Source organism: Altericista sp. CCNU0014 (assembly GCF_044923475.1).
Lineage (GTDB): Bacteria > Cyanobacteriota > Cyanobacteriia > Thermosynechococcales > Thermosynechococcaceae > JAAURS01.
The window spans coordinates 1,328,736-1,340,580 of record NZ_CP137338.1; the positions used below are offsets into that span (position 1 = coordinate 1,328,736).

At 51.1% G+C, this 11,845-nt stretch carries 10 protein-coding genes and 2 pseudogenes; 6 read left to right on the forward strand and 6 right to left on the reverse strand.

What is annotated here, in order from left to right; genetic code table 11:
- The first annotated feature begins 305 nt into the window (after positions 1-305).
- From R6H26_RS06680 to R6H26_RS06690, 3 genes are all read left to right on the forward strand, one after another.
- Positions 306-1,439 carry a GNAT family N-acetyltransferase gene (locus R6H26_RS06680; protein ID WP_404789408.1) on the forward strand — a complete coding sequence of 378 codons (1,134 nt, stop codon included), beginning with the start codon at positions 306-308 and terminating at the stop codon, positions 1,437-1,439.
- A complete protein-coding gene (locus R6H26_RS06685; protein WP_404789409.1) occupies positions 1,436-2,419 on the forward strand; it encodes an NAD-dependent epimerase/dehydratase family protein in 984 nt (327 codons plus the stop codon). The genes R6H26_RS06680 and R6H26_RS06685 overlap by 4 nt, the downstream gene beginning before the upstream one ends.
- A gap of 571 nt (positions 2,420-2,990) precedes the next feature.
- Complete coding sequence (locus R6H26_RS06690) at positions 2,991-3,896, forward strand: D-hexose-6-phosphate mutarotase (protein WP_404789411.1); 906 nt, start codon at positions 2,991-2,993, stop codon at positions 3,894-3,896.
- Positions 3,897-3,937: 41 nt separating this feature from the next.
- Here the strand turns inward: R6H26_RS06690 and argF are convergent, their stop codons facing one another.
- Positions 3,938-4,864, reverse strand: coding sequence for an ornithine carbamoyltransferase (argF, locus tag R6H26_RS06695; RefSeq protein WP_404789412.1), 927 nt, complete (start codon positions 4,862-4,864; stop codon positions 3,938-3,940).
- Between the two features lie 168 nt (positions 4,865-5,032).
- Between argF and R6H26_RS06700 the strand changes: the two genes are divergently transcribed.
- Complete coding sequence (locus R6H26_RS06700; protein WP_404789414.1) at positions 5,033-5,365, forward strand: hypothetical protein; 333 nt, start codon at positions 5,033-5,035, stop codon at positions 5,363-5,365.
- 70 nt (positions 5,366-5,435) lie between these two features.
- Entirely contained in the window at positions 5,436-5,696 is a 261-nt protein-coding gene (locus R6H26_RS06705; RefSeq protein ID WP_404789416.1) for a YggT family protein, read from the forward strand.
- Positions 5,697-5,728: 32 nt separating this feature from the next.
- Here R6H26_RS06705 and R6H26_RS06710 read toward each other — a convergent pair whose 3' ends face one another.
- Complete coding sequence (locus R6H26_RS06710) at positions 5,729-7,957, reverse strand: AAA family ATPase (protein ID WP_404789417.1); 2,229 nt, start codon at positions 7,955-7,957, stop codon at positions 5,729-5,731.
- 235 nt (positions 7,958-8,192) lie between these two features.
- On the opposite strand from R6H26_RS06710, the pseudogene R6H26_RS06715 reads away from it, so the two are divergent.
- Positions 8,193-8,390, forward strand: a pseudogene (locus tag R6H26_RS06715) (photosystem I reaction center subunit IV); the annotation flags it as partial.
- A gap of 332 nt (positions 8,391-8,722) precedes the next feature.
- On the opposite strand, the gene R6H26_RS06720 reads toward R6H26_RS06715, so the two are convergent.
- The 4 genes and pseudogenes from R6H26_RS06720 to R6H26_RS06735 form a co-directional block, all read right to left on the reverse strand.
- Positions 8,723-9,163 carry a pentapeptide repeat-containing protein gene (locus R6H26_RS06720; protein ID WP_404789418.1) on the reverse strand — a complete coding sequence of 147 codons (441 nt, stop codon included), beginning with the start codon at positions 9,161-9,163 and terminating at the stop codon, positions 8,723-8,725.
- A gap of 370 nt (positions 9,164-9,533) precedes the next feature.
- A pseudogene (locus tag R6H26_RS06725) lies at positions 9,534-10,523 on the reverse strand (IS1 family transposase).
- Positions 10,524-10,574: 51 nt separating this feature from the next.
- Positions 10,575-10,700, reverse strand: a complete 126-nt coding sequence (locus tag R6H26_RS06730) for a type II toxin-antitoxin system HicB family antitoxin (RefSeq protein WP_404789420.1) — start codon at positions 10,698-10,700, stop codon at positions 10,575-10,577.
- A 69-nt stretch (positions 10,701-10,769) separates the two neighbouring features.
- Complete coding sequence (locus R6H26_RS06735) at positions 10,770-11,837, reverse strand: lecithin retinol acyltransferase family protein (RefSeq protein WP_404789422.1); 1,068 nt, start codon at positions 11,835-11,837, stop codon at positions 10,770-10,772.
- Positions 11,838-11,845: the final 8 nt, after the last annotated feature.

The following is an 11,845-nucleotide window of genomic DNA, read 5'->3' on the forward strand; positions in this document are numbered from 1 at the left end:
GCCTCTGGCTGACAACTCAGCGCCGTCTGCGACGACGTATTGGCGTCAATCGTAGCAAACCTTGGCCCCTCTCACCTGAGAGAATGTCAATTTTGCAATGGGTCGCGAAACATTGACCGGAAAGAATTCAGACAGCCTTAGTTGCTCGTGTTGCTGAAATCGAATATTCAATCGAAGCAGTCCTTCGCTTCTTATAAGCTCGAATTTGGGAGAAAGGAGAACTAGCCAGTAAGCTAAGGGTTATCGTCTCAGCGATGATTAGGGCCGTCGCCCTCGCTGTATCCCTTCGATCCTTGCTTACGCCTATGATTTCGACTTTATCCACCGACCTTCGAGCCGTCTCAACCCCCGCCGACCTCGAGCTGTTTCTGGATGTGCCCGAGCGCGTCTATACCAACGATCCTCACTGGGTGCCGCCCTTAAGAAGCGCGATCGCCGCCCAACTTGCCCCCGCCAATCCCTTCCGCACCTACGGTACCCTGCAAGCCTTTGTTGCCCTCGTCCAAGACAAGCCCGTCGGACGCATCGTAGCATCCATCAACCAACGTCTCATCGAACGCGAAGGCGAACCCATTGGGCTATTCGGCTACTTTGAGTGCATCCCCGACTTAGAGATTGCCAAAGCATTGTTTGCTGCCGCCGAGCAATGGCTGCGAGATCGAGACATCCATCGCATCCGAGGCCCCATCGATCTCTCCACCCACAATAGCTGCCTATTCTTAGTCGATGGATTCGACTCCCAGCCCGCAATGATGATGCCCTACAACCCGCCCCACTACCCGCAGTTTTTGGAACAACTGGGCTGGCACAAAGCCAAAGACGCCATCGCCTATGACTTTCTCCTCGATCGCGAGCTTTCCAAACCCTTCGAGAAAGGCTATCGCATCGCCTGCCAGTCCGGCGTGACCTTTCGCCCCATCCACACCAAAGGCCAAGACTTTGCCGATGACTGCGAAAAGATTTATGACCTGTTCAACCGTGCCTTTGCCAACAACTGGAGTTCCACACCCCGCACCTTAGAAGAATTTTTGGAAGAAGCCAAAAGCCTTCAGTCCTTGGTAGACCCTGACCTCTTTCCCGTCGCGGAGTACGACGGCGAAATGATTGGGTTCTGGATGGGTTTGCCGGACTACAACATTGCACTCAAGCATGTCGGCGGAAAGCTTGACTGGATTGGGATTCTTAAATTTCTTTGGTACCGCCGCAAAATCGATCGAGCGCGGGTGATTGCCGTCTGTTCGCTGCCGGAATATCGCCGCAAAATGGTGCCGCTCGCGCTGATTTACTTAGGGATGCAGGGCGGTCTCAAAAAAGGTAAACCCTACCAGCGGGCAGAACTCTCTTGGGTCTTTGAAGACAATTATGCCTCCCGAAAACTGATCGAAGCCGCAGGCGGTAAGATTTACAAGACCTACCGGATTTACGAAAAAGTCCTATGAAAGCGCTAGTCACAGGAGCAAACGGCTTTACCGGATCCCATTTAGTCAAGGCATTGGTGGCGCGGGAGGTAGAGGTTATTGCCTACGTGCGCCCCTCCAGTCAGTGCGATCGCCTTTCATCCCTCCCCATCACCTACGCCTACGGCGACATTACCGACCGAGCCGCCTTAACGGCTGCAATGACAGGAGTCAATACTGTTTTTCACACCGCCGCCTACGTAGAACTGGGGTTAGTGGATGCTGCGGCAATGGAGCGGGTAAACGTCCGAGGCACTCAAGCCGTGCTGGCCGCAGCTCGAGCTGCGAGCGTCTCCAAGATGGTGTATTGCAGCACGATCGGCGTATTTGGCGATACCCAGGGACAGGTGGTGGATGAAACCTTTGCGCGCACCCAAACCGATTTTTCTTCGGCCTACGATCGCACCAAGTACCTGGCTCAACAGGCCGTCGATGCAGCAGCCCAGGAGGGACTGGACGTCGTGAGCGTTTTACCCTCCGGTATTTTTGGCGCAGACGACCCTCACTTTGGGCCAGTCGTGCAAACCTTCCTCAAAGGACGGCTCAAACTTTGGGCCGGGGGCGATCGCATCACGGGCATCGTCCACGTCGATGACTTGGTAGAAGCCATGATTTTAGCCGCAGAGCGAGGGCAAATCGGCGAGCACTACATTATTTCGGCTGGGGAAATGACCACCCGCGACATGTTTCGGCAGTTTAGCCAGCAGTCCGGCATTCCAGCCCCAGCGGAAGCCCCCGAAGCACTCGTGCGGTTCCTGGGCCATCTTTTAGACCCCATCGGCAGGCTGTTGGGCTGGCAGCCCCCCCTCAGCCGCGAACGAGTGCGCTACATCTACGATCGCTGCGTGCGGGTGGATGCCTCTAAAGCGCGATCGCAACTGGGATGGAAACCCCGATCCGCTCGGGAAACCCTCCAAGAACTGCTGCCGTTGAGAGTGCCTGACGCCACCAACAATACGTAAGTTAACGAAAGATTAACAACTGTAAACTCCATCGAACTTTGGTTTCAAGCTACTGACACCTAAGAGCGGGAGTGTTAGTTTTAATTCAGGCACAAGGAAATCCGCAAAAAGGAGACCTAAACCACTTGAAATTGATTCGAAAACGTCTGCGATTAGAGTCTGTGCCTCCTAGCTCTAATCCTATAGGCGGTAGGCTATCCCCTTCATGAGCTTACCTATCGAATGCGGCAGTTGAGGATGGCTTCTAGCCTTCAATAAGAAGCCTCAACTCAGCCGAAGCCGTCCTGGCTAAAGGGCGTAAGTTCAGACCTAGAGACAGACTATCGTCGCTCTGTAAACCCTTAGTAAGACTTCGTTCGCTAGATTTGTTTCTTTTCTGAGCATTCTTAAATTTGAATTTGATTTTTATCCTGGGTCTGGCTCCTTAGCTGGACCCTTTAGCATGCTTGCACGAGCCTGAAATTGAGCCTGCGGACGCTGTGTAGCGATCGCCCCGCCTCAAAAGCCCGCCCTTAACCGCGAGCAGATAAGCTTAAGTGAGGCACAATCGTTAGACCTGTCAGGAGTTCGTATGAGTATCGAGCAATTAAACACCCAGTACGGACTGGCAGACCAACTCAAGTTTTTTGAAGGCAAAGGCGGATTTCCCTTTATCGAAATTTGCAATAAAAGTGCTAAAGCCTTGATTTCCGTGTATTCCGGCCAAGTATTGTCCTTCCAGCCCGCATCCGAACCCGAAGACCTGCTGTTCTTGAGCAGGCAAGCCTATTACCAAGACGGAAAAGCTATTAAAGGCGGTATTCCCATCTGTTGGCCCTGGTTCGGTCCAGATCCTGAAGGGTTGGGGCGCTCCAGCCACGGATTTGTGAGAAATCGGCTGTGGACTGTTGTCAGCACGGAAGCGATCGCGGATGCTGAAACAAAAGTAATCCTAGGGCTATCGGACACCGCTGAAACCCAAAGCATCTGGCCGCAGTCCTTCGAACTGGCGATTGAGGTTACGGTCGGCAATACCCTCACCGTGGAACTCGTAACCCGCAACCGGGGCGATCGCGCCTTCTCGATCTCTCAGGCATTGCACACTTACTTTAAGGTCGGCGATATCCGTCAAGTGCGGGTTCTGGGCTTAGAGGACGGACAATATCTAGACAAAGTCGATGGTGGCACTCGAAAGACCCAGCAAGGTTCTATTGCGATCGACCGAGAAGTCGATCGGATCTACATGGATGTCAAGGGCGAGTTAACCATTGACGATGCGGCCCTCAATCGTCAGATTCAGATCGCCGCTTCTGGCAGTAAGACTGCGATCGTCTGGAATCCCTGGGCTGAGATTTGCGCGGGAATGGCCGACCTCGAAGACGACGACTATCGATCGTTTGTCTGCGTCGAAACCGCAAACGCCGCAAACGAAATCGTGGAAATTCCCGCGCGCGGCGAGTATCGATTGCGCGCAACCTACGCCGTGCGGCAAAGGTAAGATCGGTCGATTGAAGGTATGGGGCGCGGGCAAAGCCCGTCTCAAGCGATATCCAATCCCAAAACAGATGCCAATAATGCCTTTTGGGTGTGCAATCGGTTTTCCGCTTGATCCCAAATCCGCGAGGCAGGCCCCTCCATGACCGCATGGGTAATTTCTTTCTCGCGGTAGGCGGGCAGACAATGGAGCACGATCGCCGCAGGATCTGCTAGGGCCAGTAATTCTGCATTGATTTGATAGGGCATAAAAATCGGGACCCGATCGTCGGCAGAAGATTCTTGCCCCATACTGGCCCAGACGTCGGTGTACAGGATATGGGCACCCTCGGCAGCTTGGTTTGGATCGGTCGTGACGGTGACGGAAGCGCGATCGCCCGCAATGTCCCGAGCCTTTGCCACGATCTCCGGCAAAGGCGAGTAGTCTTGGGGCGTTGCCACTCGAATGTTAAGGCCCACTAACGCACAGCCCAGTAGCAAAGAATGGGCGATATTATTGCCATCTCCGAAATAGGTTAGCGTCAGGCCATTAAAGGTCCCAAATGCCTCAAACACCGTCTGTAAGTCAGCCAAAATCTGACAGGGGTGTTCGAGGTCGGTGAGGGCATTGATGACCGGAATCTTGGCATAACGGGCAAAGGTTTCGACCTCGGATTGCTCGAAGGTGCGGATGGCAACCACATCTAAGTATCGATCGAGGACTCTGGCAGTGTCTTCAATCGGTTCCCCCCGTCCCGCTTGAGTCAGGTTCGCGTTGAGGTCTAAAACCTGTCCGCCCATGTGGCCCATCGCGACGGAAAAGCTGACGCGGGTACGCGTTGAGGCTTTAGAAAACAGCAGACCCAACACGTTAGTACATCTAGGCCGCACCTTCCCGGACTTGAGCTGTGCGGCAAGATCGAGCAGAAACAAAATTTCTTCGGTCGATAAATCGGCAAGGCTGAGTAGATCGCGACCCTTGAGTGCCCCCATGCCAACGTCCTTCGGCTACGGTTAAGATGAGCAGTGTCTTACGAGGCGCTAGCATCTGTCAAGGGGTTGAGACATTTCATCGGACCTAATCTTTCTCGTAAGAGAACTTGGCTTTGAGTTCAGGTTAAAAGGTAAGCTAGAAAATATTGCGAATCGAACAGTTGGCACATGAGTAATCAAGGCGGCGATCGCTTTGCGGGAGGCTTTCTCGCAGGAGCTATTTTTGGATCCGTTGTGGGCGGCCTAGTTGGAACTTGGGTTGCAACGAAGCTCAGCGAAGCGGAAAATGACGAGGCACTCGCGGAAGGCGGGCCAGCCAGCATCGCCAAAGAGCAGTTCAAGCGCATCCGGCAGCGAGTGCTCAACGCGACCGAAGAACCGACCGTGGAGGAAGCCCGTCAAGGCTTGGAAGATAAAATTTCTCAGCTCAACGATGCCATTGACTTAGCTCGGCAGCAGTTGAGTAAGGTCAACGGCAGCGGAACGCCGGAAGAGTTCTAATCTCCGATCCTCAAAACAACGCTTTTGAATCGACTAAACTAGGAGTAGCGTTCGATTATGCAGGAATATTATGTCAACTGACGTTTTATCTGTTTTAGGTGGCGGACTAAGGCAGTTTATTGCTATTTATACAGTCATCATCTTTATCCGATTAATTCTCACTTGGTTTCCTACCGTGAACTGGAGCAGCCCTCCTTTGGTCGTGCTGAGCCAACTCACAGATCCCTACCTCAATTTATTTCGCTCTTTGATTCCACCGTTGGGAGGGCTCGATCTGTCTCCCATGCTGGCAATCTTCTTGCTGCAAATCGTGGGCGGGTTGATTCCTTAAGGGTTGCAGATCTAGAGCCAATATTCCTTTGGTTAGAACGCTTCCGGATAGGCCGCGATATAGGCGATCGCCTTTTTCCACCGTACCGTTTGCCGGGTCAGCGCCTGCGTCAAGCGATCTCGAATGTCCTCAACCTCTGTTTGAGAAAGGGTTTGGCGGAGGCGATCGCCGTAGGACAAGCGCTCGGTATCTGCCGCAAACCAACGCTCTATCAATTGAGGCGCGATGTAAAGTTCGTGGCCTGCTCGCTCGACTTCGCAATGGGTTTTAAATCCAGCCGATTCAAAGGCATTTGAGATATCCTCGATCTCCCAATTCAACCGCGAATCCCCCTTTTTGGCGTCGTAGATCTGCTCCTCGGCCTTTACCCATCGCTTCCGAAGTTTGGCGTCAATGCCGTCCTGCGGGATGAGGTCGTAGAGCCGCTGGCTGCAACGCGGAAGAGTTTCTGCTAGGACAATGCGACCTCCCGGCTGAAGTAGCGCCGCCAATTGAAGCGCGATCGCCCGTTTGTCTGACTCATTTCCCAGCCCGTTGCGGCCTACAATCCAATCAAACTTCACCTCAGGAGCCTCTGCATTCAAGACTTGCCCGACCTGGGCGATCGCGCCAAACAACACGATCGGGCGCTGCAGCGCGCTCGTACCCTCCGTTTGGGCGCGGAGCGCGATAGCTTCGGTTTCGGTTTGCGCGTAGGTATAGACACCCCCTTCTGGAACTTGCCGCAGCGCCTCCCAGGTCAGCAAACCGCTGCCCGCATTGAGATCCAAGACAACGTGGTGTCGCTGAATTCGCGTTTGTGCGAAGAGGCGATCGCGCACCTGCCCCAAGTATTCTCCCGCTTGACTGAGCGTTCGCTGGAGCCAGCGCTCTCGAGCAGAGTTTTTGGGACTATAGGTCAATATTTCTGGAGAACCTAAAGGCTCGCCCTCCATCGCTACAGCGAGCTGAGCCTCGCGACGGCGGGACGTTTGGATGCGGATTTGACCTTCGTAACCTCGATCTGAAGGCTGGTAAAATACCTGTCCCTGAAGGTCGCCGGGGAGGTACTGCTGCGCGACCCAATGCTCTCGATAGGCGTGGGGATAAACGTACCCAGCCCCATGTCCGAATCCTTCCCGATCGCGATTGCCATCCTTGAGGGGGTTGGGCACCTCCGCTTCCCGCTCTCGCTCCACAGCCGCTAACGCATCGAAGTAGCCCAAGACTCGGTTGGATTTAGGCGCTGTCGCTAGATACAGTGCAGCCTGTGCTAGGGAATATTGCCCCTCCGGCAAGCCAATGCGGTCGAACGCGCGAGCGCAGCTGTCCACGATCGCCACTGCCTGTGGATCGGCCAATCCCACATCTTCGCTGGCTAAAATCAGCATTCGCCGAAAGATAAAGCGCGGGTCTTCTCCGGCATAAACCATGCGGGCCAGCCAATACAGGGCTGCATCGGGGTCGGAGCCGCGCAGGCTTTTGATAAAGGCGCTGATGGTATCGAAATGGGCGTCGCCTTCTTTGTCGTAAAGTACGGCCCGTTTCTGAATTGAGGCTTCGGCAATCTCTAGGTCGATCCGAACGACGCCTTGGGCATCGGGTGGGGTGGTTTCGACGGCAAGTTCTAACGCATTCAGGAGACTGCGGGCATCGCCGTTGGCAATATTAACCCAGTGATCTAGGGCTTCCGGGGTAACTCGGACGGGGCGATCGCCGTACCCCCGCTCCTCATCCGTCAAGGCTCGATGCGCGACCTGGCGCAAGCGATCTGCTGTCAGAGGCTTGAGCTGAAAGAGGCGCGAACGGCTCACGAGCGCCTTATTGACTTCGAAGTAGGGATTTTCCGTCGTGGCTCCAATCAAAACGATGGTGCCATTTTCCACCCAGGGTAAGAGCGCGTCCTGTTGCGCTTTGTTAAATCGATGGACCTCATCCACAAACAAAATGGAGCGCTGACCGTAATGGCCGCTCCGCTCCTTTGCTGTGGCGATCGCCTCTCGAATCTCCTTAACCCCGGCTAACACTGCATTGATGGCCACAAAATGCGCTTGGGTTGTATTCGCAATAATTTGAGCCAGCGTGGTTTTGCCAGTTCCGGGAGGACCGTAGAAAATCAGCGAAGACAGCCGATCGGCTTGAATGGCCCGACGGAGCAAACGGCCATGCCCCACAATGGCATCTTGGCCCACAAACTCGTCTAACGTTCTGGGGCGCATCCGCGCCGCTAGCGGCGCGTCCGTGAGGTTGAGTTGTTGCAGTCGATGTTCGAATAAATCCATGCCACTTTCGACGCCGCGTTCGACAGTTCCCTATTGCGCCAACGCTTCAATTTATCCGTGCCGTTTCAACTCCATCCTAAAGGGTTCTCCCCCAGCAATACTGAAATCATCCTTTTGGGAGAGAATATTCGGTCCGGGGAAGCGAAGATAATGTGTACCTAGCCTTAGGGTTGAGTCTAGCTTCCGGGATTCAGCGTCGAGGGTTTTGCAGCCAACCTAATGAGAGGAACATCCTATGATTCAGCGCGGATCTAAAGTCAGAATTCTTCGACCAGAATCTTATTGGTATCGTCAAGAAGGAACGGTTGCCTCGGTGGATCAAAGCGGCATTAAATACCCCGTCATCGTACGCTTTGAAAAAGTTAACTATGCTGGCGTGAATACGAATAACTTTGGCCTGCACGAGCTTCAAGAAACGCAAACCTCCACTAAATCTGGCAAAAAACCTGTGGAACCAGCATCTATGGGCACTGGTAGAGCAACGCCTGTAGAAGAAGCCGCACGCATGACGGGTCAATCTTCTGATGCTGAGGGCCAACCCTCTAATGCTGAAGTAAGACCCGGCGCAGCGCCTGAAGCGCCGGGTGCAGAGGATACGAGCATGCAAGGCTCGCCCAATCAAGGAACTGAATCTAACTAAAAGTTTGCCTTTAGCCTAAATCGTTATAAGTGCGATCGCTATCAGCCATGCAAACAACCCGTTTGTCTTTTCAGATGTTGCTATAGAACGAAAGACAGACGGGTTACTGCTGTATGAGTTTGGCTTTAGTTCCGGCAGCCGCCAAAACCAAAGAATCCTTCAAAATTGGTCTCTTTTTTGATCCCGTTGGGCATGATTGCATTGCAAACCTTTGCATCCCCGCGCTCTAGTTCTCGATAGTCAATCATTGCGTCTCTGAGATTGGCTTCAGAAAAATCCGTATCCTGAATGATGGCATTTTTGAAATTGACTGCTCTGAGATTTGCACGTTTAAAGTTGGTGTTTTGCAAATTAGCGCCCGATAAATTAGCAGCCTCCAGGTTTGAATCCTTTAACTTTGCGTCTCTAAGGTTGGCATTGCGCAGATCCGCCCCCACCAGATTGCATCGCTCGCACTCTCCCGTTTGCTTTAAGCGTTGCAAGTCCCCAGCATCTGCACCGCGAGCAGCCTGAACCATGCCTAGGACAGCGCTCAGGGTAGCGACTGTATAGAGCATTCGCTTCATCTTGTGAACTCCTTTAGATCGATGAGTGTCTGACACGAGCTATCTTCTAGCTTTTGAGATATAGCAGTTTTAGCGGTACTATTCCAAGTCACACTCAGTATGCAAAGGAAATCAATGCGGTTGTGTGACGCAACCATACCCGCAGCGGCGATCGTCGTCACTGCTAAAAAGTCAGTTTATAGCTCGACTTCGCCGTTTTGTTAGCCCTTGCGATTTGAGCAACGATACAGCATAGAAAGATTTCCTTAAGTCTTGAGCGTCTAGTTACTACCTCTCTTTTATCACTTTCGCCGGAGTAAAATAGGAATGAAGGCTAAAACTAGGGAGGGGTTATGACAGCGCCTAGAGACCCCAAACTGGCACTGCCCTGCTAAGGCGTGATGAACTTAAATCCTCTGGAGGATAGGAGTTCGAGCATTGTGATAGGCCGCTCAAGATAGCCCATCGCCATGGCTGGGGTCTGATTTTTCTCCAGTCCCCAATGGGGTCTAACCCAATTATGAATCAACCGCTGCACGTTCAAAGCTCGCTGTAATCCTTCCACGACTTTGGCATAGTGATTCTGCCGTCTGCGATAAGCACTTGCTCTACGTCGCAGCGAACCATTGTGAGCTTCATTGTGATTGGCGTGAACCTCTGATTGAGGACTAATGGCCGTAAAAGGATGTTCTGTTCTGAACCATTCAACATGAGGCTGGCCCTGAGACCCTTTAATCTTCATTGCGACTTCTAAGCCTTCTCAACTTTCCGATATTCGTAGGTTGGGGGCGTTTCTCTTGGGCCTAGATACACACTCGCTAGCTTCCATAATTCTTTGCCATAGCGTCGTTCTCCGTCTGTAAACCATCGAATCCATTCACTGGGGCTAGCCCAATCCCATGCGGCTTTGACTCCTTTCTCAAACAGGGACGCATCTTTGAGTCCGGCTTGAGCTTCGACCCAATAGCGACTGGTTCGCTCAATGAAATGAATTGTCCAGCCCTCAGATGATTCCGGGGGGAAGGTTCTCGCCCACGCGAGTATAGACTTCATCTCCTTCGAGTGTCACTTCACTCCCTTCGGGTGCAGGGGGCGACCAATTTGAGACCTGGGCGGATAGGCGCTTCTCCCAGGTGGCGATACTTCCTCCTGATTTTTCCAGCACTCGCCCTGTGGCTCTGATGCCAAGCCCTTCACTTCTGATTTTCAGCGCAAGCGCGATCGTTTCGGGGGCGGTGCGCAGTCTTGCCATTGGCGTGCCGCTTCGCTCGTTGAACCGTCGTCCGCATTCATTACAACGGTAAGTCTGTATGATTTGTCCACATGCTTGGTCTTTTCCATTTCTGACCACACGTTCACTCTCGCAATATACACATTGCATTGCTCCATAACCTACTCTACGTGAGTATTACAGCAATCACGTTTTAACTGCTCAGTGCCGATTAGCTCTGGCTTCTTCAAGGGTATCGCCTTGGGTATTAGCTCCAGGTAATTCTTCGACAAATTCAATATACCCTTCAGCGACTTTCTGAAAAACCTTAGTTAATTTTAGCTGCATTGTGTACTCTCCAAGAACGCATTGCGAACAACGTCAATATGTGTGGAAAACAAATACTGATGATCGTAGTTAAATTTGAGCTATGGCAAAGATTTCTTCGATGCCAACAATAATGGAATAATCAAGAGAAAAATTATATAATAACTCTTCTTCACATTCATTTTTCTGAGTTTTTTTGCTTGATTTTGAAGGGAACAGTCTTGAAGACACACAATTTTTGGATATTAATGCAGGATAATGAAAGCAGTGATACTCACAAAAAGCTTTTCTTGAATAATTTCCAAGATTGAAGCTAGGGTGACAGATGTATCCACCTCCTATTGTGCGTTCGTAAATACTATGAGCCGTAATTTCAAAAACCTCATTTCTCATAAAGACATCAATTGATTTATTTTGATAACCAATTAATAAGTAAGAGGCAGATTCCAGTAAGTTGGATATTAATGCGAGGCTGAAAATATCGACAAAGACTTTTCTTGCTAAGAATAGATTTTCTCTAGAAAATCTTCCTTTACTAAGATGCTTTAGAAGCCCAGTATAATATTCATGCATCTCACTAAAAACTCTGATGCAATCTAAAACTAATCTCTCGTCTGATATGTCAATTGCGTCTAGTAGTCTTCTGGTCGCTGCACGAAATTTAGACTCTTGCATAAGATCTATTTTGAATTCAATTCGATCTAGTTGAGCTTTAATGCTGCTTAACTGTTTTAAGACACCATCCAGTTGAAATTTGATTTCGTACAAACTTGATATAACTTCATTTAATAGAAGAACTGAAATAGTTTTACTTATAACTCCTGAGAACAAAGTCTTCTGAATTTGTTCGCTTTGATGATTTCCTGTTTTGCACCAACGAGAAAAATGTTCGCAATTGTTGAATAAAAGATCGTATTTCTCCTCTCCTGTTCGACTTTTCGCTCTTTCTACTACAATTTCAGGAGAATCACATCGTTGATATTTTTTCGTAAATAACGTTCTTCCACCTCGAAAATCTTCTAATGTCGTCTGGCAAATAGTTGCTTGAGATTTTTCTTTGATACTACCGCTGTAGTGAATAACAGATCGATCGCCACAGTCAATGCCATGATGAGTGTAGCCAGTACGATAAACGTAGATGTGATCGCCAAGAGTCATATTAGCTA

Bases quoted from the DNA above. Each gene is read 5' to 3' on its own strand.
- R6H26_RS06680 (WP_404789408.1), top strand. From the start codon at position 306: ATGATTTCGACTTTATCCACCGACCTTCGAGCCGTCTCAACCCCCGCC.
- R6H26_RS06735 (WP_404789422.1), bottom strand. From the start codon at position 11,837: ATGACTCTTGGCGATCACATCTACGTTTATCGTACTGGCTACACTCAT.
- R6H26_RS06690 (WP_404789411.1), top strand. From the start codon at position 2,991: ATGAGTATCGAGCAATTAAACACCCAGTACGGACTGGCAGACCAACTC.
- R6H26_RS06720 (WP_404789418.1), bottom strand. From the start codon at position 9,163: ATGAAGCGAATGCTCTATACAGTCGCTACCCTGAGCGCTGTCCTAGGC.
- R6H26_RS06700 (WP_404789414.1), top strand. From the start codon at position 5,033: ATGAGTAATCAAGGCGGCGATCGCTTTGCGGGAGGCTTTCTCGCAGGA.
- R6H26_RS06685 (WP_404789409.1), top strand. From the start codon at position 1,436: ATGAAAGCGCTAGTCACAGGAGCAAACGGCTTTACCGGATCCCATTTA.
- R6H26_RS06705 (WP_404789416.1), top strand. From the start codon at position 5,436: ATGTCAACTGACGTTTTATCTGTTTTAGGTGGCGGACTAAGGCAGTTT.
- R6H26_RS06710 (WP_404789417.1), bottom strand. From the start codon at position 7,957: ATGGATTTATTCGAACATCGACTGCAACAACTCAACCTCACGGACGCG.
- argF (WP_404789412.1), bottom strand. From the start codon at position 4,864: ATGGGGGCACTCAAGGGTCGCGATCTACTCAGCCTTGCCGATTTATCG.
- R6H26_RS06730 (WP_404789420.1), bottom strand. From the start codon at position 10,700: ATGCAGCTAAAATTAACTAAGGTTTTTCAGAAAGTCGCTGAAGGGTAT.